This is a genomic window from Pseudoalteromonas sp. DSM 26666 (assembly GCF_900116475.1).
Lineage (GTDB): Bacteria > Pseudomonadota > Gammaproteobacteria > Enterobacterales > Alteromonadaceae > Pseudoalteromonas > Pseudoalteromonas tetraodonis.
The window spans coordinates 372,597-397,562 of record NZ_FPAR01000003.1 but is presented as its reverse complement, the minus strand read 5'-3'; the positions used below and the strand labels follow the sequence as shown (position 1 = coordinate 397,562).

Here is a 24,966-nt window from a genome sequence, read left to right as displayed (position 1 = left end):
AATATCCAAACAAATGCTTAGCAACTATAATACATGATAACCAAACCAGTCCGGTTTAATTGGTTGTGCTTGGCCGCTTGGGGTTAGCTTAATATTAAGCTGACTATCGAGTAAATCAATCGCAAAGCAGTCATCAACATCATATAAATCATCTTTATGAAGATGACTCAGCCCTGCTAATAAGTCATTTTTAGCGCGTTGTTTCGCTTCTTCACTACTACTGGCAACATACAAAGCAAAGTCGTGTTGCTCTGCCATTGAGTCGCTTCTGTAAGCACCTAAGTTAACAAAATAAAGTTGCTTATTTTGCTCTACATAACTATCAACCACCTCGATTTTATAACCATCAATGTGATTAACCGCCATGTAGCTATCCATGTGTACACTGTTTTTATCACCCACCCATTGGCTTTTTAGTTTGGTATAGGTTTGCTCAATATTTTGGCCTACCACAAAACGTACGTCGTGCATTTCTATGTGACAACCTTGAATGCGTCCACCTAAATACACCATGAATAACTGCATGCTCACTTCCTTTTAAAAACCAAATTAAATTAAACTATCTACGTCAATCTCATGCTTTTTAATCAACTTATAAAAATCAGAACGATTACGCTTGGCAAGTTTGGCGCCTTCTGCCACATTGCCTCCTGCCATTTTCAGGGTATTAATTACATAGTCTCGTTCAAACTCTTTTTTAGCTTCATTAAGTGATAATGGCTCAACGTTGCTTTCATTACTGTTTAGGGCACTAAGCACTAAATGTTCAGATATAACCTCACTAGGAGTCAACGCAACCACTTGCTCCACTACATTTTGTAATTGACGTATATTACCTGGCCAATCATACCTTACTAGGGCATGCATGGCATCGTTTGCAAAGCGCTTTTCTTTTTGCTCCATACGCTTTGCGATGTTGGCACTAAAAAAGTTGGCTAATAAGCTAATATCTTCACGGCGTTCACACAGCGGGGGCAGCTTTAAGTTTACGACGTTTAACCGGTAGTATAAATCTTCTCTAAACTGTTGATTACTAATCGCTTCAGGCAGGTTTTTGTGGGTTGCAGACACAATTCGCACATTAATAGGAATTTCTTCTTGAAAGCCCACTGGGCGAATGGTTTTTTCTTGCAGCACACGCAACAACTTAACTTGTAAATTAAGCGGCATATCACCAATTTCGTCTAAAAATAAGGTACCGCCTTGCGCTTGCTGAAATAGGCCTTGATGATCTTTTACAGCTCCTGTAAATGCCCCTTTTTTGTGACCAAATAGCTCTGATTCTAATAGCTCACCAGGCACGGCCCCACAGTTTATTGCCACAAATGGACCATCACTAACATGGCTATGCTGATGAATCGCCTGCGCAAGCAACTCTTTACCGGTACCGCTGGCACCAGAAATAAGCACGTTAACTTGTGTAGGCCCTAATAGTTTCACTTGCTCCAGCAAATGCAGCATAGCGCCACTGCGGGTGACAATATTACTTTGCGGGGCGACTTCATCATTATTAACCCCATGTATCTCAATGGCTTTAGCTAGGCTGTCAAACAGCTCATCTTTATCAACGGGTTTTGTGATAAAGGCAAAAATACCTTGCTTGGTGGCCTCTACCGCATCAGGGATAGATCCATGAGCCGTCATCATAATAACAGGCAACGCAGGGTAGCGGTTTTGCAATTGTCGATGCAGCGCCATGCCGTCCATTTCATCCATTCTTAAATCGGTGATCACCGCATCAAACACTTGGTTTTTAAGTAGTTGTAATGCGTTCATACCACTATCACAGGTCGTTACTTCATAACCCTTTGATTGAATTCGAATCGCCAGTAATTGCAGCAAGCTGGCATCATCATCAACGAGTAAAACTTTAGCACTTGATGGAAGTGTGACTGACATAGTTACTGCTCCTTGGTTTCTTCACGTAATAAAAGTTGCTGTTCAATTGCGGCTAATGACGACAAGGTTTTTTGCATTTTGGCGTTCAATGCTTGCTGTTGTTTTTTTCCATCTATTTGCATTAATACGTGCTGTTTTTGCAGCCATAAATAGTGCTTTATATCATCGGGCCAATAGTACGCCTGATCCAGCTTAAGCAATTGACTCATCACAGTATTTGGGTCACTACTAAGCTTTAAACATGCTGTACTAAAAAACGCTTTCAGTGCTTGCTCCCCTAAGTAGGTTTCATTGCTAGGCGCTAATTTAAAACCACCGCACTGATTGGCATGCCAAGCAATAACTTGCGCTGCAGAGGGATATATTGGCTCTGATTTTGGCCGAGGTTTGGGATTTGGCTGATTCGTTTTGCTATCTGGCTGAGAGGGTACATTTAATGCTGATTCACCCTGTGTTTGAGTGTTTGTTATTTCACACCCAGATAAAAAAACAAGACTGCTGGTTAGCCATACAATAGCCATTAAACGCGCAGACATATTATTTAACTCCTTTATTTTTATAGGGGATGACAATGTTAAATCGACAGCCTTGCGGCTCATTATGCTCAATTTTTAGTTGTCCATGTAACTGTTCAACCGACTCTTTGACTATAGTAAGGCCTAAACCACTGCCTTGTAAGCTAATCTCTTTGGTATGTTTACCTTGATAAAACGCCCCAAAAACATGTTCTCTTTCATGCTCTTTAATGCCACAGCCCTCATCTGCTACCTGCATATTTAGGCCGTTATTTTCTAGACTCAAGCTAATAGTAACGACTTGGTTTGGCTGAGAAAACTTTAAGCCATTGGAAATTAACTGAATTAAAATCATTTCAATTAACTCCCGTGGTAAACTAAGAGAAATATTAGGTAAGCTATTGTGCCAAATAAGCGATTGTTCTCGCGCATTTAAGCGATGCTCAAAGTGGTTATTTACTTTTTTTATTAGTTGCTTAAATTCCACTTCACTGACGTTGTCTTTACTGGTGCGAATGGCGTTATAACTCAATAAACTGTCTATCATAGTACGTAGCCTCACCATCGATTGACTGATCAGCCCAAGTACCGCTTTTTGCTCGTTATTGATGGGGCCAACGATTTCATCGGCTAGTAATTCAGTGCCCTCAACCATAGAAGCCAAAGGGGTTTTTAATTCGTGAGTAACGTGGCGTAAAAATGTATCTTTTTGTTGTTCTAACATATGCAGCTGCGCTTGCACCCACTGCAACTTGTTACCTAACTCTATGAGTTCAGCTGATCCTTGCACCGATATTTTTTGCTGCCAATCTCCTTGGCCTAACTTATCAATCACTGAGGTTAAGCTTTTTAAGCGCCCGCTTATGCGCCACAAAAAACCGCCGCCAACAAGCAGCGTTAAAGGCGTAAGTGCAATCAACCAGTTTATAAAGGAAGCTTGTAAATTTGTGAGCTTAATTTGGTTTTGAGTGATTTTGGCTTCATTTTCCTCACGTAACCACAATGTTAGCTCCGCTAGTGTTTCGCTGATTGGCACAAATAATTCAGCTTGTTGACGCGCTTCAACCACAAGTTGAGTATGCGCCGTTTGCAAAGTATCCGTTAGCCGTTGCCATTGGTGTGTATTTGCTTGGTTATTTGAAAGCTGTTTTAGCTCATTGATGTTTTGCAATGATGATTGCCATTTATCTACGATTAGCTTATCGAGTGAGTCGCTCTTTAATACCCAGTTTTGCCTAGTTGCTCTTTCTAAACTATTAAGCTCTTGCTTAAGCAGATTAAACGACTTAGTTACTTGGTAATTATTACTCACAATTTGCTGAGTGACCGCTAATTGCTTATTTAATACATTTAAAAACACAATAACCACTATAGATAAGGGCAACAGCGACAACAGCATGCTCATTACAAATTGGCCAATTAAATTGGGGCGCCAATTTATCAATGCTTTATATTTTTCAGCCATGACTGCGGGCATACAAAAGTCCTTTACTATTTTTAAACGTTCTATTATTAAGCGCTCAACTTATACACTCGCTGAACCATCAAGGATAAAAACCCCTGCTGTCTCTAAATAGCGACAAGTTAAGCAATTGATTTAAAAAATTTTAAACGCTTATAACTGCAAAATTGTTGCATAAAACACACAGTTACTTGTAAAAATTACGCACCAACCATCACAAAAAAACATAACTCACTGATTATTAATAAAAATAAATATTGGCATCATTTTTGTTACGAGAACATTAATATTAATCTAAAAAGAGCCAAGGAATGTTCAAAAACAATTTACAGAACGCTGTACTTATCGGTTTGTGCCTAACCAGTACTCATTTATTCGCCCTTGATGTAGATGCTGAATTTAATCGTTTAGACAAAGACAGTAATGGCACATTAAGTGAAGCTGAAGCAGGTGAAGATGCTTTATTACATGAGAACTTTGCACAGATAGACACCGATGAAAACGGACTCATATCTCTAAACGAATTTAAGCTGTTTATAAAATAAAGGAGTACATTCATGAAACAACTAATTGGTGCTTTTTCACTCCTATTTTTAGCTATTAGTGCCACCGCACTGGCATCGCCATTAAATGTACGTTTTATGCATTTAGATAAAAATATGGATGACCAAATATCGCTTATTGAGGCAAAGCAAGATAAACAATTACTTAAGCAGTTTGCCGATTTAGACAAAGATAATAACGAGATGATTTCTAAAAAAGAATTCCAAAACTTTAAACCTTAAGTTTAGATTCAAGTTTAATCTATTAGTATAGAGTTAAAAGCACTTGCCATAATCCCTGAGGGAGTGTGTAAACGGATTTAATGTTGGGATTTAAATTATGGCAAGTGCTTTATTTCATTATTGCCAGCAATTAAAATATGCCTTGGAACGCCAACCATGAAAATACAGCTTCTCCTTATTGGTGCTTTACTATTTGTTAGCCATAGTGCCTGTGCACTTGACGTAAAGCAACGCTTTGAACATCTAGACACCAACAACGACGGGTATTTAACCCATAGTGAGCTTGCTGCTCAGCCTCAGCTATTAAACTCATTTTCAAATTGGGATGAAAATCAAGACAACAGAATTTCTTTAACTGAGTTTAAAAACTATCTAACCACCAATTTGTACTGAGTATTTAGATGAAACCTATCCGCCATATTATTTTACTAACGCTTACTGTTGTTAGCTGCATGAGCTTTGCGACAAATAGCTATATTGCCTCAGAATTTGAAAAACTTGACCGTAATCAAGATGGCTTTTTAACTCGTTCGGAAACTGCCAGTGATCCTGCTTTATGGTCACGCTTTGGCAGCTACGACCGTGACAAAGACGCACAATTGTCATTAAGTGAATATAGTTTGTACGCCAGTAAATAAATAGCTCCCTCAAATAAAGCCTAGTTAATTAGGCTTTATTTGAGAAGATTAAACAAATTCTTTCCTGTTAACACGCAACCTATCCTACCCTGAATTTGCTTACTCTAGCTAAAAGCTGGGCTTATTCGACTATTAATAAATTATGCTATTGGTATTCTAAATTTGAGTTTGCTACTGTGATAGTACAAATAATAACAACATACCTCTTATGCGACTCAATAAATTAATTAAACCGGTATTACTAGCAAGCCTCTGCGCCTTATCTAGTGTGGCAATTGCACAAACGAAAGTAATATATAATGCCAATGGCTACACCCCTTTATACAAAGGAAAAATGCGCCACGGCGAAGTAAATACATTTACAACCTTAGTCATAAAAGATGGCAAAGTTGTAAAAACAGGTCCTGACAGCTTAAAAAATAGCTTCCCGGGCGCAACCCTAATTGACGCCAATGGAAAAACCTTATTACCAGGGCTCATTGATGCCCACGGACACGTAATTGGCCTGGGTGAAAACTTGTCACAGCTGGATGTGCGCGGCGCAAAATCGGTAGATGAAATAACCGCTAAGCTCAACGAATTTGCCAAAGGCAAAGAAGGTTGGATTATTGGTCGGGGCTGGAACCAAGAGCTATGGTCCGACACACGTTTCCCTACCGCTGCTGATTTAGACAAAGTCGTCAGCGACCGTCCTGTTATTTTATCGCGAGTAGATAGCCATGCTATTTGGGTTAATTCAAAAGCACTAGAACTTGCCAATATTAATGCTGACACACCAGCCCCAGCAGGTGGAGAAATTATAAAAGATGAGTTTGGCAAACCAACCGGTATTTTTATAGATAAAGCAGAAACCTTGGTTACTCAACATATGCCTGCAACATCTGCGCAATCGGTTAGCAATGCATTAGATGCCGCAGGTAAACATTTGTTAAGCTTAGGCATTACCTCAACTCACGATGCAGGTATTGATAAAACCACGTGGCAAGTTTATAAACAGCGCGCTGAGTTAGGTACATTACCGCTTAGAATTGTAGCGATGTTAAGTGCAGCAAGCCCAGATTTAAACATGATGCTTAAAGCGGGTCGGTATCAAGATGCTCAAGATTTTTTATCTATTCGCAGTGTAAAAATTTACGCTGATGGTGCCTTAGGGTCACGCGGTGCCGCGCTTATTGAAGAATACGCAGACAGAGCAAACCACTTTGGCCTAATGCTTGAAACCCAACAAAAGCTAGAACAATTATTTACACTCACTTTTAAAAGCGGGTTTAGTGCAAATACCCACGCCATTGGCGATAGAGCAAATAAAATTGTGCTCGATGCCTATCAAAATGTATTTAAGCAAACCGGTGGTATACTACTGCGTAATCGCATGGAGCATGCACAAATCGTCTCGCCAGAGGATATTCCGCGCTTTAAAACCCTGAAAATAATTCCATCAATGCAACCTGTGCATGCTACATCTGACATGCATATGGCAGAGCAGCGTTTAACCGATAAACAACTCAAAGGCGCATACGCTTGGCAAACATTCTTAGAGCAGGGGTCGACTATTGCAGCGGGTTCTGATTACCCTGTCGAGCTCGCGAACCCGTTTGATGGCTTATATTCTGCCATTACACGTATGGATCATAATCAATTGCCTGAAAACGGTTGGCGCGCCAGTGAAGTGTTAAGCAGAGAAGATGCATTACGTGCGTTTACCCTTGGCGGCGCGTATGCAGCGCATCAAGAGTTTAAGCTAGGGAGTTTAGAGCAAGGTAAATGGGCTGACTTTATACTGGTTGATCAAGACTACTTTAAAGTCCCCATTGAGCAGCTATACAAAACTCAGGTGCTGCAAACGTGGATTGCGGGTACGTTACGCTACGAAAAAGACGTCGCAAAAGCTGAGTAATTAAAAACAAAAAAGGGTTAACTTGCGTTAACCCTTTTTTGTATCAACTTTTGACTGACGATATAGCTTAATAATGTGATAAATATTAACCAAAGCCAACAAGCCGTTGGTAAAAGCCACCGGCACTGAGCCTATAGCCGCACCGTAAAAAGTAAACGCAATACAGCCCAATAAATTAAACCAACGTAGTTTGGTTACATCAGTCATGGTTAATGATATGACTAATAAGACGGATGCTAAATAACCTAAATATTCCCAACTCAATTGTTCTCTCCTAGGCTTTAGGTTAGTATTACGCGTTAAATTTTAGTACATTATTAAGCTACGCTACGCAGTAGTTAAAATAAAAAAGCTAACTTACCAATAAAACCTTAAAATATACTGGTTAATACCACAATTTTTAATCATTACACGGAAGAATGAAGGTCATTTAACGCTATTAATTATCTTAACGGCGTGGGCAAGTTAGCATAAATTCTTAATCTTAATGCTATCGTCATTAAGGTGTAATAAATAGGACAATTGTCCGAAGAGCATGATTGATGTTTCAATACCATTTTTCCAGTTACCTTGTTGATCAACTGCTGACGTTTGCCGGCAGTAGTTTTCAGCAATCAAAAAAAGAAATATTAATACAGCAAGACCAGCCGTTAACTAAGTTGGTATTAGTGCGAAGTGGAACTGTATCGTTTAGTTACGATGTAGGTAATGGCAGGCGCCTGCTTCTTGGCCAACTCGACTGTAACAATACCCTAATTGGCGAAATTGAAGCACTTAATAATAACCCCTGCATTTACACGGTAACCTGCTTTAGTGATGTCACGTATAACTTGATTGAATTAAAACATTGGCGCGCATTATTGCTCGATAAACCCGAGCTAAGCTTATATACGGCGCAAACGATTGCGGCTAAGTTTCAAGAAAATCAAAAAATTAATTTAGATAAGCTGTTACTGCCGTTGAGCTACAATATTGCCAAAGACTGCTTATTACGTGCAGAGAATAACAATCCCACCTTGTTACGTGCTTACCCTACGGTAAATGCAGAAGCTGAGCGCTTTGCAACCACTGAGCGTGCATACAGGCGTGTAGTGAGTGAGTTAGTAGAGAAAAACTTAGTGCAAAGAAGCACGCAAGGACTACAAGCTGTCGATATACCCAAATTAAGTGACTATGTAGATAGCTTTGCACAGCTTTAAAGACAATAAAAAAGGCCATTAAGGCCTTTTTTATTAGGTAAAATAATGCTTAACCTGAACTCTGGTTAAGAGATTTACTAACATATTGATTATGGGTGATAGTTAGATTTATTTTCTCTAGCCAGAGATTTACAGTGAAAACAAGGCGAATTTTCGCGTCAATAGCTGGCCTATTGCAAGTAAATTCAACGCAGTTAGCGCTGAAAATAGCTGCTTGAGATAGATTTATTATCCAGAGGTCAGGTTACTTACTTTTCAAGTAAAATATCGTGGATTTTAGCTAAATCAGATTTACCTTCAATAATTTCATCCGGCGTTAAACCTGATAATTCATGCGGGAATACTAACCATTCTTCAGATTCATGAATGTAGTAATCAGGCACTGTATCAACTTTTGAATTTTTTGGCTTGTAGTATGGACAAGCAATACGAATATCACGTGGTAAGTTTAAACGCATTAGCTCAGATAGCTTCTCTTTTAACGCTACAATACTACGACCTGAGTCAAAAACATCGTCAACAATCAGTAAAGAGTCACCTGCATTTGCGTTTTCAACTATGTAGTGTAAACCATGTACTTTGATTTCTTTTGATTGCTTACCAATACCGTAATAAGACGAGGTACGAACCGCAATGTGATCCGTTTCTATGCCTTTGTAATCATAATATTCCTGAACCGCAATCCCAATTGGAGCACCACCGCGCCATATACCAATAATAAAATCTGGACGAAAGCCATCTTTATACACTTGTGCCGCTACGCGGAATGAATCTTCAAGTAATTGTTGAGCCGTGATATAGCACTTTTCTGACATAGTAAGGATCCCAGTGGTATGTATAATATTTGAGCGAGGTTTAAATAAAAATAGATGCCCAAACACGTAATGGCGAAGGATTTTACCGTAAATAAAACAAAATTGCTTGTTTGGCGGATAAAAAAATAGGCACCCTAAGGTACCTATTTTTTAACTAATGCGTAATCTCAGTAGATTATGCCTTTTCAAGTAGGGTACGTGCTACGGTGCGCATACCTTGTGTAGTTGCACCTGAAGCCCATTGACTTGTGCTACCACCCATATTAAATGCAGCAGCTAAATCGATGTGTACCCAGCCTTTGCCATCGTTTGGCACAAAGCGAGATAAGAAACCAGCGGCGTTAGATGCACCACCGAAACCACCGCCTTTTTGGGCGCGGCTATTTGCTGTATCCGCATACGGCGATGGGCAGTTTTGTTGATGCCATTTTTCAAGTGGTAATGGCCATGCGGCTTCCATTTCTTGTGACGCAAAGTCTTCCACTTCACGCACTAGCTCTTTATCAAGGGCAAACAATGCGTTGTACTCTTGACCAACAGCAACAAGGGCGGCACCAGTAAGGGTTGCCGCATCAATAATAAGTGGAGCGCCTGTCTCGCCTGCGGCCATTAAGCCATCAGCCAATACTAAACGCCCTTCAGCATCGGTATTTACAATTTCAACGGTTGTGCCATTTTTGTAAGTAAGAATGTCACCTAGTTTGTACGCATTACCCGAAATTAAGTTCTCTGCACAACATAAAAACAACTTAATACGCTTTTCTACGCCACGGCTAATTGCCAGTGCCAAACCTGCGGTTACCGTTGCTGCACCACCCATGTCGCACTTCATACCCAACATACCTTCGCTTGGTTTAATTGAGTAACCACCTGAGTCAAACGTAATACCTTTACCAACAAGTGCTGCGCTTACCGGTGCGTTCTCATCGCCAGTTGGGTTGTAATCAAGCTCAAGTAATACTGGCGGACGCTCACTACCACGGCCAACGGCATGAATACCAATCCACTGCTGTTCTAATAGCGCATCGCCTTTTATGATTTGATAGCTAACATGCTCTGGTGCAAGTGATTGAATAAATTCAGCGGCTTTTTCAGCTAAGCTTTCTGGGTAAATGTCATCGGCGGTGCCATTGATCATTTCGCGCGCCCACGTTGCCGATGCTTTTAAATCAGCGAGTTCTTTAAGATCAGATTGTGCGTTATCAACAAACTCAACACCGTTTAGTACTTTTGGTGATACAAAGCCTTGGTAAAAAGCCCATTGGCTCTCTGTACACCATACATCACCTTCAAGAACAACATTTTTAATGCCTTGATTTGCAATTGTACGACCCGCTTTTTGCACATTTTTTAATGTTTCTTGCTCAGATAAATGAACCGTTGCGCCGTGTTCGTTAAAAGATAATGACGCACTTTCGCCCCAATGCCCTGGTGCCAACTGCTCGCTTAATTGAACAACAAATTTTTCACTCATGTTAGAATATCCTTGCACTTAAATGTGCGGTTGAGTTTACTATAGAGCGCTTAAGTTCCCAACTGCTTGAGGTGAATAACCTCAACCGGCCTGTAAACCTCAATTTCACTTACCCTAAACTCAGGTTATTAAGTTTGCTAACATATTGAGCTATCAAAATATTTAAGTTTATTATCTCTAGAAAAAATGAACTCAACGCAGTTAGCGCTAAAACAACTACTTGAAATAAACTTATTATCCAGCGCTCAGGTTACATAAGGAAGTCATAAATGAAGTACACCCCGCCATTACAATCTGCCACTTTATTAAAGCGTTACAAACGCTTTTTAGCTGATTTAGAGCTCAGTGATGGCACTACTTTTACCGCTCACTGTGCTAATACGGGTAAAATGACGGGCTGTGCCGATGCCGGTTTTACTGCCTTTTATTCCACCAGCAGTAATACCAAGCGAAAGTACCCGCAGTCATTAGAGCTGACGCAAAATAATGTATCACAGCTTATTTGTGTAAATACCGCTATCGCCAATAAAGTGGTCGAAGAAGCACTTAATAATGAGGTTATTGATGAGCTTACAGGCTATCAACACATACAAAGTGAAGTGAAGTATGGCAGTGAAAACAGCCGCATCGACTTTTTACTTACCCACAGCAGCAAAGCCAATTGCTATGTTGAAGTAAAATCAGTCACGCTGCTGAGCGAAGATCATCCACAAAGTGGTCAAGGCTACTTCCCTGACGCCCAAACTGTTCGTGGGCAAAAGCATATTCGTGAATTAATCGACATGGTAAAACAAGGGCATCGAGCGGTATTACTATTTGCAGTGCTGCACCAAGGCATCACACAAGTCAGTGCTGCGGTGCATATTGACCCAACCTATGCACAATTGCTTAGCGAGGCCATTGAGCAAGGCGTAGAAGTATTAGCTTATAAAGCACACATTTCAGCGAGTGAAGTTACTTTAATTGAAAAAATAAACTTTGTTGAATCGCCAAATTAAGCGTATGAATAAAATCTGATTAATTTGCTCAATTCACTAATAAGCTCTTAAAGCGCAATTAATATTACTAAAATAAGAGTGCAATTTGTTAAATATGCACTTTGCTGGGCTTTTCTGAACAGCGTGCTTTTAAACGCTGGTATTGTATTACGCCTAAAAAATACTTAACCGAAAAGTAAAAGATAAGTTGTTTTTATTATTTTTGCCCACATAACAACGCCAGTTTATAAACCGATACTGTAATAAAAAAGTATAAACACTGCTTTTGCTACTTTTATATGGGTAAACAGGGTTGAAGCTAATTCGATTATTTAAAAATAAATTTGCCTAGGGTATGAGTTTCTGTTATTTATACCGCCGGCTAATGCTGAGGCATTAAATTAAGGATTTAGGAGAGAGTTATGCCAGACCAAAAAAGACATGGTTTATTGGCTCAAGCCGGTTTAGAACCATACCAAGAAAAACCGGGTGAAGAGTACATGAATGAAGCACAACGTGCTCATTTTAAAACAATTTTAGAAACTTGGCGTAATGATTTACGGAACGAAGTTGATCGTACTAAGTCACACATGCAAGACGAAGCAGCTAACTTTCCTGATCCCGTTGACCGCGCAGCACAAGAAGAAGAGTTCTCATTAGAGCTTCGTACTCGTGACCGCGAACGCAAATTAATTAAGAAAATTGAAAAAACAATCAACTTAATTAAAGAAGACGAGTTTGGTTTTTGTGAGTCTTGTGGCATTGAAATTGGCATTCGTCGTTTAGAAGCACGTCCTACTGCCGATTTATGCGTAGACTGTAAAACACTTGCCGAAATTAAAGAAAAGCAAGCTGGACGCGGCTAATTAAGTTATAGCCATGTCTTCTACAGCCGTTACCGCGCAAGTATCTGACTATCGCGGCCGATTTGCACCGTCTCCTTCGGGGCCGTTACATTTTGGCTCACTTGTGGCGGCTGTAGGTAGCTACCTAGATGCAAAAGTTAACCAAGGGAAATGGTTAGTACGCATTGAGGATATAGACACCACTCGCGTTGTTAAAGGCGCAGCCACCGATATCCTAAATACCTTAGACGCCTACTGCCTTAATTGGGATGAAAACGTTGTGTATCAAACACAGCGTCTTACTATTTATCAAGATGCAGTAAATTCACTGTCAAAACAACACCTTATTTATGCCTGCCAATGCTCTCGTAAGCAAATAAAAGCGCTAGGTGGAATTTATCAAGGGCAATGTAAACATAGCCAACTCAGTGAACAGGGTCATGCCCTTCGCTTAACTCAATGCCATGCAACCGTGACTTATAACGACCTTATTCAGGGGCGTATTGACGTTGACCCTGCTCTGGCCCATGAAGATTACATTATAAAACGTAGCGACGGTTTATTTGCCTATCAACTGGTGGTGGTTATTGATGACATTGAGCAAGGGATCAATCGAATTGTACGAGGCGCTGATCTACTTGAACCTACCGCCCGTCAAATAAGTCTGTTTAAGCAACTTAATAACCCTATTCCAGAATTTGCTCATTTACCTTTAGCGGTAGCAAAACCCGGATTTAAACTCTCTAAACAAAATTACGCCCCCGCTATTTGCAAACAAAATCCCAAACCGACTTTGATAGCGGTATTTAACTTTTTAGGTTTGCCAACCCACGACCAACTTATGGATTTAACCACAGAGCAATTACTTGCTTGGGGCGTGGCACATTTTAACTTAAGCCGCGTTCCCACTACGCGTGAAATACAGATTTAACGCTCTTTCGCGGATTGGGTATAACAAATTCAAATAAAATCGTTAAAAATGGCTTAATTTCAGCACTGCAACTTAATTTTTCCACCTTGCTGGTATATGATAGCCGCCTAAATATATGCTAATTACATAAAACAGTAAGTACAGCTCTATGAGAAGGTACTTGTTGTCATTTTGATTGCAATGGCGAGTCAATCAACCGCTTCTCTAGGAGACAGACTATTATTTCCAAGCTTTTTCAATTTTGTCGACAAATTATCGGCCCGAATGCCAGTGCCGAAGATGTCGCAATCAGCAGTGAACCGTTGGTGATCCCTCGAGGTGAGCATGGTATTTCTCGCAAACAATTTAGCCCAAATGCAATCAAAGTACTCTATCGCCTAAAAGATGGTGGCTATGATGCCTACTTAGTTGGTGGTTGCATTCGCGATGTATTGTTAGGTCAACAACCCAAAGATTTTGATGTTGTAACCAATGCAACCCCTGAGCAAGTTAAAAAACTGTTTCGTAACTGCCGTTTAATTGGCCGCCGCTTTCGTTTAGCGCACATTGTTTTTGGTCGTGAGATTATTGAAGTGGCCACCATGCGCGGCCATCACGAAGCACAAGAAGACAAAAATCAAATTAGCCAATCAAGCGAACATGGGCAACTACTTCGCGACAACGTATTTGGCAGCATTGAAGAAGATGCCGAGCGTCGTGATTTTTCAATCAATGCCTTATATTACTCAATCAATGATTTTTGTATTTATGATTACGCCAATGGTTTAGCGGCCATAAAGGCAAAACAAATTGAGTTAATTGGCGACCCTGAAACACGCTATCGTGAAGACCCCGTGCGTATGCTTCGTGCAGTGCGCTTTGCTACTAAACTCGATATGCAAATAGCACCTGCAAGCGAAAAGCCAATAACCGCTCTAGCTAGCTTGCTTGATAACATTCCACCGGCACGTTTGTTTGAAGAAATACTCAAGCTGTTTTTAAACGGCAAAGCACAACAAAACTTTTTAATGCTGCGCAAATACGGGTTATTTAAATCGTTGTTCCCAGAACTTGACCGCATCTTGGATAAAAACCCAGGCGGGCTTGAAGAAACTTTCATCAAGCAAATGTTTGCAAACACTGACATCCGCATTAATGCAGAGAAAAAAGTCACCCCTGCGTTTGTATTTGCAGCGTTACTGTGGTTTCCATTGGTTGAACGTACTGAAAAAATTCGACGTCAAGAACAACTCTCTGAATACGATGCCTTTGCCCAAGCAATTAATAAAGTACTTAGTGAGAACGCTCAGCATATTGCAGTGCCAAAACGCTTTACGTTAGGCGCCCGTGATATTTGGCATATTCAACAACGTTTAGACAAACGTGCAGGCCAACGTGCCTATCGCTTAACACAGCAGCCTCGTTTTAAAGCCGCTTATGACTTTTTACTACTGCGTGTTGATGCCGGTGAAACTGAGCATACAGAGCTTGCACAGTGGTGGACACAGTACTTGAGTCAAGATATTAATGGCCAAAAAGAAATGGTGCGAGAGCTAGGTCATCAAGGTGGACCAAAACCACGTAAGCGTCCTCGTCGGCGCACCACTAAAAAACCAGCTGAGTAAATAATGCAACTTGTCTATTTAGGCTTAGGTGCCAACCTTAATACACCTAAAAAACAACTTGATGATGCTGTTGTTGCACTTAAAAACTTGCCTAACAGCGAGTTTATCGCTTGCTCACATTATTATGCGAGCAAGCCTATGGGGCCACAAGATCAACCCGATTATGTGAACGCGGTTGCCTGTATCAATACCTCGCTACAGCCAGAGCAGTTACTTGATTTAACGCAAGCCATAGAGCTGGAGCATGGTCGAGTCAGAAAAGCTGAGCGTTGGGGCGCACGCACACTGGATATTGATATTTTATTATTTGGTGAGCAGGTTATAAATACAAAACGTTTAACGGTGCCTCATTACGGATTAAACGAGAGAGAGTTTGTTGTTTACCCGCTGCAAGAAATTGCACCCGAACTTATTTTACCAAGCGGCGCATCTATCAAACAGATAGCAAATAACCTACCGCTTAACGACTTACAACAATTACCGCTGTAATTAACTAAGGCTTATGTCTGCGAGAATATTATGTCTAAAATAACCGTTTCAACTTTGAATAAAATGAAGGCTGAAAGTAATAAAATCACTGCGTTAACAGCTTATGATGCCAGTTTTGCTAAGTTATTTCATGAGAATGGCGTTGAAGTTGTTTTAGTCGGTGATTCTTTGGGAATGGTATTACAAGGTGGCGATGACACACTCGCTGTGACAAACCAAGAAATTGCGTACCATACTCGCTGTGTTCGCGCTGGAAGCCGTGACCTATTTGTTATTGCCGACCTACCGTTTATGACCTATGCAAATCCAAATGATGCGTGTAAAAATGCCGCAGAGTTGATGCGCGCAGGTGCTAATATGATCAAGCTTGAAGGTGGCGAATGGCTGCATGACAGCATTAAATCACTTACTCAGCAAGGTATTCCGGTGTGTGGGCATTTAGGGCTTACGCCGCAATCTGTGCACGTATTTGGTGGTTTTAAAATTCAAGGCCGTGAAGAAGCACAAGCACAAAAAATTATTGCCGATGCAAAAGCATTAGAGGCAGCGGGTGCTCAACTACTCGTGCTTGAGTGTATTCCAAGTGCCTTAGCAAAACGTATTACTGACTCATTAAGCATTCCGACTATAGGGATTGGTGCGGGCAATGTAACCGATGGCCAAATTTTGGTTATGCACGATTTAGTCGGTATTTCTGCAGGCTACATTCCTAAATTTTCAAAAAACTTTTTACTCGAAACAGGCAACATGCCTGCCGCTGTTAAAAAGTATTGTAACGATGTTAAAAGCGGCGTTTTTCCAAGCGCTGAACACGAGTTTAAATAATGCAGTCAATCACTGAAATTAAATCATTACGCAGTCAAATAAGAGCTTGGCGCCAAGCGGGTTTAAGTGTTGCACTAGTACCTACTATGGGTAACCTGCACCGCGGTCACTTTTCGTTGGTAGAAAAAGCAAAAACACTGGCCGACAAAGTCGTTGTTAGTATTTTTGTTAACCCGATGCAATTTGGTGCTAACGAAGATCTAGACAATTATCCGCGTACCTTAGATGCCGATAAACAAGGTTTAGCCGATCTTGAAACGGATATTTTGTTTATCCCCAGTGTAGAGGCTATTTACCCAAATGGCTTAGGGGTGCAAAGTTTTGTTGATGTACCAGGTATTTCGATGGGCTATTGCGGCGGCTCACGTCCTGGTCATTTTAAAGGTGTAGCAACAGTTGTCACTAAACTATTTAACTTAGTCCAACCTGATTACGCCTGCTTTGGTGAAAAAGACTTTCAGCAGCTGCAAGTTGTTAAAACAATGGCCCGTGATTTGTCGATACCAGTAGAAATTATTGGTGTGCCAACGATGCGTGAAGTTAGCGGCCTTGCCATGAGCTCACGCAATGGATATTTATCAAGTGATGAAAAGCAAACCGCTACGATTTTATTCAACACTTTAAATCACTGTGCGCAGCAACTAAAAAGTGGAAATAAAGCGTTTGCTACTCTTGAAGCTGATGCTAAAGCGACTTTAGAAAGCGCAGGGCTAAAACCAGATTATTTTTCGATAGCTCAACGAGATACATTAAAAGCTGCTACACTCGAAGATACACGATTTGTTATTTTAGCTGCCGCCTTTTTAGGAAGTGTTAGATTAATCGACAATATACAGGTTGAAGTTTAATACTGGTGTAGCCTCACTTTAAGGATAAGTATGAAAACTTTTATTAAAACCACTCTAGTGGCTTTTTCTTTTGCAGCATTGGCAGGGTGCCAAAGCCAAGCAGGTAATCCAGCACTTAACCAATGCGCTCAGCAAAGTTATCAATGCGAAACCAGCTGTGAACAACAAACAACCACCGACAGCCTTAAGTCACAGGTTTGCTCATCTAAATGCATCGAAGCGTATAATCAATGCAAAGTACAAGCTGAAAACTTAAGTAAAGCTGACTAATATCAATCGGCATAAATTGTAAACCAAAAAAAACCGCTCATTTGAGCGGTTTTTTAATTATTAGCGGTTTATTTTAAGCCTAACTTTTTCAACTCAACTTCAACTAGCTTTGCAGAAAGTGGCACATAACCATCTTTTTCTACAATTTTTTGACCTTCTTGCGAAAGTACCATCTTTAAAAACTCAGCTTCAACTGGGCCAAGTGGCTTATTTGGGTGTTTATTTACATAAACATATAAGAAACGTGAAAGTGGGTATTTACCTTGAGCTACGTTTTCAAGCGTGGCATCAACAAAGTTAGTACCTTTTTTAGATAACGGAACAGTACGCACACCCGATGTTTTATAACCAATGCCAGAATAACCAATGGCATTTAGTGATGCTGAAATTGACTGTACAACAGAAGCTGAACCCGGTTGCTCGTTCACGTTATTACGAAAATCGCCTTTACATAAGGCTTTCTTTTTAAAGTAACCGTAAGTCCCTGATACTGAGTTACGTCCATATAATTGCACGTCTTTTGCAGCCCAATCACCTTCTAGACCAACATCACTCCAGCGGTTTACTTGCTCTGGTGCGCCACATTTACGTGTTGATGAGAAAATAGCATCGATTTGGTCAATACGCAGCCCTTCAATTGGGTTATCTTTATGAACAAATACCGCCAATGCATCAATTGCTACACGTACTTGTGTTGGCTTATAGCCATAGCGCTTTTCAAATGCTTCAATTTCTTTCGACTTCATAGCACGGCTCATTGGACCTAAATTTGCCGTTCCTTCTGTTAATGCTGGTGGCGCAGTAGACGAACCTGCCGCTTGAATTTGAATATTTACATTTGGGTAAATACGCTTATATTCTTCAGCCCAAAAGGTCATCATGTTGGCTAACGTATCAGACCCTACCGATGAAAAGTTACCTGATACACCGCTAATTTTTTGATACTCAGGCATACCGTCTTCTAATGCTACTGCTTGCGCAGATACAAATGTTGTAACAGCCACACCCATTGCGGCAACTAAGTTTTTAAATTTCATTTTGGGGTTCTCCAGTTTGTTCGTCCCATTTCCTAACTGCGGTTCACTCTAAAGTGAGTACATGACAATGGTGTGACTCTTAAATGACACTTTTATGACTAGCAGTATTACTCGTCACTAATGGCGGAATAGAGATCAGCCTATCGCTTGAAAACGCAAAAGAAAAACAGGAGCCTTTACCCAGTTCACTGTTAATTTTTAATTGGCTACCATGGCGAGTAAGTACATGTTTAGTAATTGCTAAGCCTAATCCTGAGCCACCTGTGGTGCGGCTTCTGGCTTTATCGACCCGATAAAAACGCTCAGTTAAGCGATTTATATGCTCTGGTGCAATACCATCACCATTATCGGTAACACTAAAACATGCCTGTTCATTGTTGCGCTGCCAACACACCTCAATTTTACCACTTGGCTTAGTATAATGAATGGCATTAAATACTAAGTTTGAAAACGCACTTCTGAGCTCATCCTCAGCACCGGTAATATCAAGTGACGCATCAATATTAAAAATAAGTTGATGGCCTTTATCTTGATTTATAGACTGTGCTTCAGTTTCAATCAGTTTTAGCAATTGCGGTACATTTACTGCCTTATCATTACTGTGGCGTTTTGCGCCTTCAATACGTGATAACGAAAGTAACTGGTTCACTAAACTATCCATGCGTTTACATTGTTCTAGCATGGTAGTTTGTGCCTTATTCCACATTGCAGGCGGAGGAAGCGAATCACTGTCGAGCATTTCAAGGTAGCCGGTAACAACCGTTAAAGGGGTTCTGAGCTCATGAGACACATTAGCAACAAAGTCTTTACGCATCTGCTCAAGCTGCTTTAAACGGGTGACATCACGTACTACCACCAATAACTGAGTGTTAGCATAAGGCATCACCCTAAACTCAAGAACTTGCTCAACACTGTGGCCACTTTCAAGCTCCAGTGCATCACTAAACTCTTTACGGCGCATATATTTAGCAAATTTAGGATCGCGAATGAGGTTATCTAAACGCTGACCATGATCAACCGGCCATTGTAACCCTAACACTTTGAGTGCAAGTTGATTACACCACACAATTGATAAATCGTTTTGCAATACAACAACAGCATCAGGCACCGCCTCAGCACCGTCACGAAAACGGCGTATCAGCTCTGCCAGCTCGTTACGCTTTTTACGATTACGATGTTGCAGCTGATAGATGCCTTCAAATACTTGCTCCCACGACCCTTCACCTTCTGGTGGGTTAAAGCTGCGCTGATTATGCAGCCAATCACTTAAACGATAAAGTTGATGGTAATGCCACATAAGTAGCGAAAAAGCGCCCAAAAACAACATCAAAAATGGGGCACCAATAAGCACCCCAATTAAAAGTAAAGGTATAAAATAGACAAACAGCCGCTTTGTTAGCGCCTGCTTGTTAATAACTCGATACATACACGCTCTTTACCTTATAAACGCTAGCAGACAAGTTGACTGAGCTAGGTTAATAGATTGCTACTTAACTAAGTAAGCTTAATTGTAAGCACACTATAATTTACTCGAAAAGCGATAACCAGCTCCGCGTACCGTTTGTACTAAGCGGTCATGTCCAAGCGTAGCAATCGCTTTACGCAAGCGACGAATATGAACATCTACGGTTCTGTCTTCAACATACACATTCGTACCCCATACATGATCAAGCAGTTGCTCACGGCTGTAAACACGCTCTGGATGGGTCATAAAAAAGTGTAAAAGTCTAAATTCGGTTGGCCCCATATCAAGCTCACTGCCCCCTGAGGTAACACGATGCGAAATAGGGTCCAAGCGCAGGCCATGCACTTCAATTGCTTCTTCTAAAGAGGTAGGTGCTACTCGGCGAATAACCGCTTTAATACGCGCCATTAACTCTTTAGGTGAAAACGGCTTTGTAACGTAATCATCAGCGCCCACTTCTAAACCGCGTATTTTGTCTTCTTCTTCGCCGCGAGCAGTCAGCATAATGATAGGGATTTGGCGTGTGTGTTCATTTTGTTTGAATTTTTTAGCAATTTGAATTCCACTACCACCAGGTAGCATCCAATCGAGTAACACCATATCTGGATAAGGTTCAACCATTGCGGCTATTGCAGAATCATAATCTTCTGCCTCAATGGCTTGAAAGCCATTTTGTTCTAAAACAAAAACCAACATTTCCCTGATAGGTGCTTCGTCATCAACGACTAATACTTTACGTGACATTCCAATTTATCTCTTAGGCTATTGAGTAGGTTTCATTATTATGACTAAGTATGACATTTTTATTAAAGTGTAACGTCTAAATTAAAATGAGACTAAAAAAAACACAAAATAGTAACAAAAAATTGAATATGTCATATTTTTATCATCTTGAGCAGTAAATAAAAAAGTGGTTTGCAGTAAAGTGAGTCGTTATTAAAGGCATTATTTATGATATTAACTTGGGATCATCAAATTACTAACTAGCAGCTATTTTTAGGCTTAATAATAAAAGTCGGCACCTATTTAGATCAGGTTTATTAAGATCTTAAATACAAGGATCAGAGTTTTATCAAGCAGATCCCTTTTCGGATCACTATTTTACCCACTAACAAAGCTAAACCAATGATTTACTGTGTGATTTTTATCCATTAATTATGATGTTCGACACTTAAAAGTACAAAATGCGTCACTTTAAGCCCTTCACTTAGTAAAGTAATGATCCCAGATAAGGTTAGTTAGTAATCGAGTGATCCCAGATTTATCGGTAAGTAAAATACTGATCTCTTACAGATCAAAAAAGCCAGTGCGTAAGCAACTGGCTTTTTATAATGAGTGCGAGAGTATCGCCGTTATTGGCTCATTATTTTATTTTTGGGTTTAACTCACCGCTTAAGTATTTAAGGTGCATTTCATCCAATGAAATTGGCTTAATTTTACTTGCTTGACCCGCAGTACCAAACGCTTCGTAACGGGCGATACAAATATCAGTCATCGCTTGTGTTGCAGCGGCTAAAAACTTACGTGGGTCGAAGTTAGACGGGTTCATTGCTAAATGACGACGGATTGCACCGGTAGACGCTAAACGTAAGTCAGTATCAATGTTTACCTTACGCACACCGTATTTAATACCTTCAACAATTTGCTCAACTGGCACACCGTATGTTTCAGGAATTTCGCCACCGTATTGGTTAATCACTTCTAACCACTCTTGTGGTACAGAAGACGAGCCATGCATTACTAAGTGCGTGTTTGGAATACGCGCATGAATTTCTTTAATACGATCAATCGCTAAAATATCGTCGGTTGGTGGACGCGTAAATTTGTAGGCACCGTGTGATGTACCACAGGCAATAGCCAGCGCATCAACATGGGTTTTATTTACAAAATCTGCCGCTTCTTCTGGATTCGTTAGCATTTGCTCAGTGGTAAGTTTACCCTCAGCGCCAACGCCGTCTTCTTCACCCGCTTCACCGGTTTCAAGTGAACCTAATACACCTAGCTCACCCTCAACTGAAACACCACATGCGTGTGCCATTTCAACTGTTTTACGTGTTACATCAACGTTGTAATCGTAGCTTGACGGAGTTTTACCATCGCTCATTAACGAGCCATCCATCATTACTGATGAAAAACCTAACTGAATTGAACGCTGACATACACCCGGTGATGTACCGTGATCCTGATGCATAACCACGGGGATATGTGGCCATTCTTCAACTGCCGCTAAAATCATATGACGAATAAAAGGTGCACCGGCATACGCACGTGCGCCCGCAGAACCTTGCACAATAACAGGGCTATTTGTTTTATCAGCCGCTTCCATAATTGCGCGCATTTGCTCTTGGTTATTTACATTAAACGCGGGTACACCGTAACCATGCTCAGCGGCATGATCCAGAAGTTGTCGCATACTGATTAAAGCCATTGGGTATTCTCCAATTTATCGATAGTCATTAAACTATCTAGTTTGAACGGATTTGTTAGTTTGGTGCAATAACTGCACCTCGAACCTTAAAGCTCAATGCCTAAAATTCGAATTAAATAACTAATAAATAAAAGTGAGAGGTATTTATCAGTTAAGTGTAGCAGATGCGGACACTCCACATCTGCCTAACGGCTAGCTAATACTTTACGTATTACTTAGCACGTGATTCTAACATCACTACTGCTGGCAGTTTTTTACCTTCTAAAAACTCTAAGAAAGCACCACCACCGGTAGAAATATACGAAACTTTGTCACTAATGCCGTACTTGTCAATTGCTGCTAAAGTGTCACCACCGCCTGCAATTGAAAACGCTTTTGAATCAGCAATTGCTTGGGCAATAGCACGTGTACCATTACCGAACTGATCAAATTCAAAAACACCGACTGGGCCATTCCATACAACGGTGCCCGCATTAGCAATAATTTTTGCAAGTTTGTTTGCTGTATCAGGACCAATATCAAAAATCATATCGTCGCTGGTAACTTCGCTTACATCTTTAAGTGTTGCTACAGCTGATTCTGAGAATTCATTACCCACGACGACATCAGTCGGTACTGGAATTTCACCATTGTTAGCTTTTGCTGCTGCACATAAGCGATTAGCTTCGTCCATTAAGTCAGCCTCAAAAAGTGACTTACCTACAGGGTAACCTGCAGCTGCAATAAAGGTATTAGCAATACCGCCACCCGTAACAAGCTGGTCAACAATTTTAGATAACGAATCAAGTACAGTTAACTTAGTTGACACTTTAGAGCCACCCACAATCGCCACGAGCGGGCGTGCTGGGTTATCAAGTGCTTTGCCTAGCGCTTCAAGTTCAGCCGATAATAATGGACCGGCACACGCTACATCAGCAAATAAACCTACACCATGCGTTGATGCTTGTGCGCGATGCGCAGTACCAAAGGCATCCATTACGTACACGTCACATAATGCAGCTAATTGCTTTGATAAGGTTTCGTCGTCTTTTTTCTCGCCTTTATTAAAACGCACGTTTTCAAAAACAACGACTTCGTTATCTGCAACATCAACGCCGTTTAGGTAATCTTTTTCTAGGCGAACTGTTTGCTCAAGTGCATCATTTAAGTAATCGACAACCGGAGCCAATGAAAACTCTTCTTCGTATTGCCCTTCCGTAGGACGGCCAAGGTGTGACATAACCATCACTTTCGCGCCTTTCTCTAACGCTAGTTTGATAGTAGGTAACGCAGCACGAATACGTGCATCTGACGTCACTTTTCCTGCTTTAACGGGTACATTTAAATCTTCACGAATTAATACGCGTTTGCCGTTTAAATCTAAATCTGCCATTTTAATGACCGACATGAACATCTCCTTAGTTAACGATACTGAACCTGAAAAATACGTTTTAAATATTACTTAAATGCCATCATAGCACGCGCGGTATCGAGCATGCGATTCGCAAACCCCCACTCGTTATCACACCAAACTAATAACTTTATCAGTCGTTTATGACTAACACGTGTCTGTGTGCCATCTATGATACAAGAATGTGGGTCATGGTTAAAATCAACCGATACCAACGGCTCTTCGGTGTAACTTAAAATACCTTCAAGGCGGTCTTTAGCTTGTGCTTTAAGGGCATTATTAACCGCACTTAAATCTACATCTGCATTAACCGTGACACTTAAATCCATCGCCGTCACATTAATGGTCGGTACACGGACCGCAATGGCCTCAAAGCGACCTTTAAATTTAGGTAAAATACGGTCTATACCACGTGCTAATTTTGTATCTACAGGAATAATAGACTGGCTGGCGGCACGCGTACGGCGTAAATCATGATGATACGCATCAATTACTTGCTGATCGTTCATTGACGCATGAATGGTCGTAATAGCACCTGATTCAATGCCAAAGGCATCATCGAGTACTTTAATAACAGGAACGACGCAGTTAGTTGTACACGAGCCATTAGAGACAATAGTATGCTCGCTTTTAAGCTCATCGTCATTAATACCGTAAACAATAGTGGCATCAACATCATTATCCGCAGGATGTGAAAACAGCACCTTTTTTGCGCCCGCAGTCAAATGTAATTGCGCGTGTTCACGCGAGTGATAAACACCCGTACATTCAAGCACCACATCAACATCTAACGTTTGCCACGGTAATTCAACTGGATTTTGTTCACAAAATAACGCAATGGTGTCATCAGCTACGCTAATGGTGTCTTCACCTAGTTTAACTGGAAAAGCAAAACGACCATGAGAGGTGTCGTATTTTAATAAATGGGCAATAGCTTCAGGGTCGGCTAGTTCGTTAATTGCAACAATTTTGATCTCGTCGCTTAAGCCTGATTCGTATAGTGCACGGACAATATTTCGACCAATACGACCAAAACCATTAATTGCAAGTTTGATTGCCATGAAATATAAAATCCACTCTAGTTACGTACAGAGAAAGGCAGCGTCGCCTTTTAGATGGCGGTATTGTAATCGACCTTGCCTGTGATTATAAGAGCCAAGCATTAGAAACTTT

27 protein-coding genes are annotated in these 24,966 nt (G+C 40.7%); 14 read left to right on the top strand and 13 right to left on the bottom strand.

The window, feature by feature from the left end:
• Positions 1-24: 24 nt before the first annotated feature.
• The 4 genes from BM380_RS07980 to BM380_RS07965 are packed head-to-tail and all read right to left on the bottom strand — an operon-like array spanning position 25 to position 3,891.
• Positions 25-525, bottom strand: coding sequence for a DUF1543 domain-containing protein (locus BM380_RS07980; protein WP_024602371.1), 501 nt, complete (start codon positions 523-525; stop codon positions 25-27).
• A gap of 24 nt (positions 526-549) precedes the next feature.
• Positions 550-1,899, bottom strand: a complete 1,350-nt coding sequence (locus BM380_RS07975) for a sigma 54-interacting transcriptional regulator (protein WP_013465725.1) — start codon at positions 1,897-1,899, stop codon at positions 550-552.
• Between the two features lie 2 nt (positions 1,900-1,901).
• The gene (locus BM380_RS07970) at positions 1,902-2,435 is read right to left on the bottom strand and encodes a hypothetical protein (protein ID WP_090493874.1); all 534 of its coding nucleotides are present in this window, start codon (positions 2,433-2,435) and stop codon (positions 1,902-1,904) included.
• Position 2,436: 1 nt separating this feature from the next.
• Positions 2,437-3,891, bottom strand: a complete 1,455-nt coding sequence (locus BM380_RS07965) for a HAMP domain-containing sensor histidine kinase (protein WP_090493872.1) — start codon at positions 3,889-3,891, stop codon at positions 2,437-2,439.
• Between the two features lie 296 nt (positions 3,892-4,187).
• Between BM380_RS07965 and BM380_RS07960 the strand changes: the two genes are divergently transcribed.
• The 5 genes from BM380_RS07960 (at position 4,188) to BM380_RS07940 (ending at position 7,196) form a co-directional block, all read left to right on the top strand.
• Positions 4,188-4,421: an EF-hand domain-containing protein gene (locus BM380_RS07960; protein WP_064663477.1), complete on the top strand. Its 234-nt coding sequence runs from the start codon at positions 4,188-4,190 to the stop codon at positions 4,419-4,421.
• 12 nt (positions 4,422-4,433) lie between these two features.
• Entirely contained in the window at positions 4,434-4,661 is a 228-nt protein-coding gene (locus BM380_RS07955) for a hypothetical protein (protein WP_013465729.1), read from the top strand.
• A gap of 156 nt (positions 4,662-4,817) precedes the next feature.
• Positions 4,818-5,054 carry an EF-hand domain-containing protein gene (locus BM380_RS07950; RefSeq protein WP_016900452.1) on the top strand — a complete coding sequence of 79 codons (237 nt, stop codon included), beginning with the start codon at positions 4,818-4,820 and terminating at the stop codon, positions 5,052-5,054.
• Positions 5,055-5,062: 8 nt separating this feature from the next.
• Positions 5,063-5,299, top strand: coding sequence for an EF-hand domain-containing protein (locus BM380_RS07945; RefSeq protein WP_016900453.1), 237 nt, complete (start codon positions 5,063-5,065; stop codon positions 5,297-5,299).
• Positions 5,300-5,507: 208 nt separating this feature from the next.
• Positions 5,508-7,196: an amidohydrolase gene (locus BM380_RS07940; RefSeq protein ID WP_090493871.1), complete on the top strand. Its 1,689-nt coding sequence runs from the start codon at positions 5,508-5,510 to the stop codon at positions 7,194-7,196.
• A gap of 27 nt (positions 7,197-7,223) precedes the next feature.
• Here the strand turns inward: BM380_RS07940 and BM380_RS07935 are convergent, their stop codons facing one another.
• Positions 7,224-7,460: a YgjV family protein gene (locus tag BM380_RS07935; protein ID WP_024602364.1), complete on the bottom strand. Its 237-nt coding sequence runs from the start codon at positions 7,458-7,460 to the stop codon at positions 7,224-7,226.
• A 278-nt stretch (positions 7,461-7,738) separates the two neighbouring features.
• On the opposite strand from BM380_RS07935, the gene BM380_RS07930 reads away from it, so the two are divergent.
• Entirely contained in the window at positions 7,739-8,395 is a 657-nt protein-coding gene (locus tag BM380_RS07930) for a Crp/Fnr family transcriptional regulator (RefSeq protein ID WP_013465733.1), read from the top strand.
• Positions 8,396-8,643: 248 nt separating this feature from the next.
• Here the strand turns inward: BM380_RS07930 and BM380_RS07925 are convergent, their stop codons facing one another.
• Positions 8,644-9,210, bottom strand: coding sequence for a phosphoribosyltransferase (locus BM380_RS07925; protein ID WP_008111161.1), 567 nt, complete (start codon positions 9,208-9,210; stop codon positions 8,644-8,646).
• A 175-nt stretch (positions 9,211-9,385) separates the two neighbouring features.
• The gene (gene pepB / locus BM380_RS07920) at positions 9,386-10,684 is read right to left on the bottom strand and encodes an aminopeptidase PepB (RefSeq protein WP_028835718.1); all 1,299 of its coding nucleotides are present in this window, start codon (positions 10,682-10,684) and stop codon (positions 9,386-9,388) included.
• 269 nt (positions 10,685-10,953) lie between these two features.
• On the opposite strand from pepB, the gene sfsA reads away from it, so the two are divergent.
• The 8 genes from sfsA to BM380_RS07880 all read left to right on the top strand — a co-directional run bounded on the left by sfsA (position 10,954) and on the right by BM380_RS07880 (position 17,473).
• A complete protein-coding gene (gene sfsA, locus BM380_RS07915; protein WP_090493869.1) occupies positions 10,954-11,682 on the top strand; it encodes a DNA/RNA nuclease SfsA in 729 nt (242 codons plus the stop codon).
• A gap of 401 nt (positions 11,683-12,083) precedes the next feature.
• Positions 12,084-12,527, top strand: coding sequence for an RNA polymerase-binding protein DksA (gene dksA / locus BM380_RS07910; RefSeq protein ID WP_013465738.1), 444 nt, complete (start codon positions 12,084-12,086; stop codon positions 12,525-12,527).
• Between the two features lie 13 nt (positions 12,528-12,540).
• Positions 12,541-13,437 carry a tRNA glutamyl-Q(34) synthetase GluQRS gene (gene gluQRS, locus BM380_RS07905; protein ID WP_013465739.1) on the top strand — a complete coding sequence of 299 codons (897 nt, stop codon included), beginning with the start codon at positions 12,541-12,543 and terminating at the stop codon, positions 13,435-13,437.
• Positions 13,438-13,742: 305 nt separating this feature from the next.
• Positions 13,743-15,041: a polynucleotide adenylyltransferase PcnB gene (pcnB, locus tag BM380_RS07900; RefSeq protein WP_024602358.1), complete on the top strand. Its 1,299-nt coding sequence runs from the start codon at positions 13,743-13,745 to the stop codon at positions 15,039-15,041.
• Between the two features lie 3 nt (positions 15,042-15,044).
• On the top strand, positions 15,045-15,530 hold the full coding sequence (gene folK, locus BM380_RS07895) for a 2-amino-4-hydroxy-6-hydroxymethyldihydropteridine diphosphokinase (protein ID WP_090493867.1): 486 nt from the start codon (positions 15,045-15,047) through the stop codon (positions 15,528-15,530).
• Between the two features lie 30 nt (positions 15,531-15,560).
• Positions 15,561-16,355: a 3-methyl-2-oxobutanoate hydroxymethyltransferase gene (panB, locus tag BM380_RS07890; RefSeq protein ID WP_016900473.1), complete on the top strand. Its 795-nt coding sequence runs from the start codon at positions 15,561-15,563 to the stop codon at positions 16,353-16,355.
• The gene (panC, locus tag BM380_RS07885) at positions 16,355-17,203 is read left to right on the top strand and encodes a pantoate--beta-alanine ligase (protein WP_016900475.1); all 849 of its coding nucleotides are present in this window, start codon (positions 16,355-16,357) and stop codon (positions 17,201-17,203) included. Before panB ends, panC begins: the two co-directional genes overlap by 1 nt.
• A gap of 30 nt (positions 17,204-17,233) precedes the next feature.
• Complete coding sequence (locus BM380_RS07880) at positions 17,234-17,473, top strand: hypothetical protein (protein ID WP_013465744.1); 240 nt, start codon at positions 17,234-17,236, stop codon at positions 17,471-17,473.
• A gap of 68 nt (positions 17,474-17,541) precedes the next feature.
• Here BM380_RS07880 and BM380_RS07875 read toward each other — a convergent pair whose 3' ends face one another.
• The 6 genes from BM380_RS07875 to epd all read right to left on the bottom strand — a co-directional run bounded on the left by BM380_RS07875 (position 17,542) and on the right by epd (position 24,854).
• On the bottom strand, positions 17,542-18,510 hold the full coding sequence (locus BM380_RS07875) for a PstS family phosphate ABC transporter substrate-binding protein (RefSeq protein WP_013465745.1): 969 nt from the start codon (positions 18,508-18,510) through the stop codon (positions 17,542-17,544).
• A gap of 79 nt (positions 18,511-18,589) precedes the next feature.
• Entirely contained in the window at positions 18,590-19,936 is a 1,347-nt protein-coding gene (phoR, locus tag BM380_RS07870) for a phosphate regulon sensor histidine kinase PhoR (protein ID WP_090493865.1), read from the bottom strand.
• Positions 19,937-20,029: 93 nt separating this feature from the next.
• On the bottom strand, positions 20,030-20,719 hold the full coding sequence (gene phoB / locus BM380_RS07865; RefSeq protein ID WP_013465747.1) for a phosphate regulon transcriptional regulator PhoB: 690 nt from the start codon (positions 20,717-20,719) through the stop codon (positions 20,030-20,032).
• Between the two features lie 619 nt (positions 20,720-21,338).
• Positions 21,339-22,403, bottom strand: a complete 1,065-nt coding sequence (gene fba / locus BM380_RS07860; protein ID WP_008111197.1) for a class II fructose-bisphosphate aldolase — start codon at positions 22,401-22,403, stop codon at positions 21,339-21,341.
• Positions 22,404-22,614: 211 nt separating this feature from the next.
• Positions 22,615-23,790, bottom strand: a complete 1,176-nt coding sequence (locus tag BM380_RS07855; RefSeq protein WP_016900480.1) for a phosphoglycerate kinase — start codon at positions 23,788-23,790, stop codon at positions 22,615-22,617.
• Between the two features lie 50 nt (positions 23,791-23,840).
• Entirely contained in the window at positions 23,841-24,854 is a 1,014-nt protein-coding gene (gene epd, locus BM380_RS07850) for an erythrose-4-phosphate dehydrogenase (RefSeq protein ID WP_016900482.1), read from the bottom strand.
• Between the last annotated feature and the right edge of the window lie 112 nt (positions 24,855-24,966).

Coding starts and splice junctions, on each gene's coding strand:
- BM380_RS07930 (WP_013465733.1), top strand. CDS start 7,739: ATGTTTCAATACCATTTTTCCAGTTACCTTGTTGATCAACTGCTGACG.
- panC (WP_016900475.1), top strand. CDS start 16,355: ATGCAGTCAATCACTGAAATTAAATCATTACGCAGTCAAATAAGAGCT.
- BM380_RS07965 (WP_090493872.1), bottom strand. CDS start 3,891: ATGCCCGCAGTCATGGCTGAAAAATATAAAGCATTGATAAATTGGCGC.
- fba (WP_008111197.1), bottom strand. CDS start 22,403: ATGGCTTTAATCAGTATGCGACAACTTCTGGATCATGCCGCTGAGCAT.
- BM380_RS07950 (WP_016900452.1), top strand. CDS start 4,818: ATGAAAATACAGCTTCTCCTTATTGGTGCTTTACTATTTGTTAGCCAT.
- BM380_RS07875 (WP_013465745.1), bottom strand. CDS start 18,510: ATGAAATTTAAAAACTTAGTTGCCGCAATGGGTGTGGCTGTTACAACA.
- dksA (WP_013465738.1), top strand. CDS start 12,084: ATGCCAGACCAAAAAAGACATGGTTTATTGGCTCAAGCCGGTTTAGAA.
- BM380_RS07855 (WP_016900480.1), bottom strand. CDS start 23,790: ATGTCGGTCATTAAAATGGCAGATTTAGATTTAAACGGCAAACGCGTA.
- BM380_RS07975 (WP_013465725.1), bottom strand. CDS start 1,899: ATGTCAGTCACACTTCCATCAAGTGCTAAAGTTTTACTCGTTGATGAT.
- BM380_RS07955 (WP_013465729.1), top strand. CDS start 4,434: ATGAAACAACTAATTGGTGCTTTTTCACTCCTATTTTTAGCTATTAGT.
- BM380_RS07925 (WP_008111161.1), bottom strand. CDS start 9,210: ATGTCAGAAAAGTGCTATATCACGGCTCAACAATTACTTGAAGATTCA.
- BM380_RS07960 (WP_064663477.1), top strand. CDS start 4,188: ATGTTCAAAAACAATTTACAGAACGCTGTACTTATCGGTTTGTGCCTA.
- BM380_RS07970 (WP_090493874.1), bottom strand. CDS start 2,435: ATGTCTGCGCGTTTAATGGCTATTGTATGGCTAACCAGCAGTCTTGTT.
- epd (WP_016900482.1), bottom strand. CDS start 24,854: ATGGCAATCAAACTTGCAATTAATGGTTTTGGTCGTATTGGTCGAAAT.
- BM380_RS07880 (WP_013465744.1), top strand. CDS start 17,234: ATGAAAACTTTTATTAAAACCACTCTAGTGGCTTTTTCTTTTGCAGCA.
- sfsA (WP_090493869.1), top strand. CDS start 10,954: ATGAAGTACACCCCGCCATTACAATCTGCCACTTTATTAAAGCGTTAC.
- phoB (WP_013465747.1), bottom strand. CDS start 20,719: ATGTCACGTAAAGTATTAGTCGTTGATGACGAAGCACCTATCAGGGAA.
- gluQRS (WP_013465739.1), top strand. CDS start 12,541: ATGTCTTCTACAGCCGTTACCGCGCAAGTATCTGACTATCGCGGCCGA.
- BM380_RS07940 (WP_090493871.1), top strand. CDS start 5,508: ATGCGACTCAATAAATTAATTAAACCGGTATTACTAGCAAGCCTCTGC.
- BM380_RS07945 (WP_016900453.1), top strand. CDS start 5,063: ATGAAACCTATCCGCCATATTATTTTACTAACGCTTACTGTTGTTAGC.
- phoR (WP_090493865.1), bottom strand. CDS start 19,936: ATGTATCGAGTTATTAACAAGCAGGCGCTAACAAAGCGGCTGTTTGTC.
- folK (WP_090493867.1), top strand. CDS start 15,045: ATGCAACTTGTCTATTTAGGCTTAGGTGCCAACCTTAATACACCTAAA.
- pepB (WP_028835718.1), bottom strand. CDS start 10,684: ATGAGTGAAAAATTTGTTGTTCAATTAAGCGAGCAGTTGGCACCAGGG.
- panB (WP_016900473.1), top strand. CDS start 15,561: ATGTCTAAAATAACCGTTTCAACTTTGAATAAAATGAAGGCTGAAAGT.
- BM380_RS07980 (WP_024602371.1), bottom strand. CDS start 525: ATGCAGTTATTCATGGTGTATTTAGGTGGACGCATTCAAGGTTGTCAC.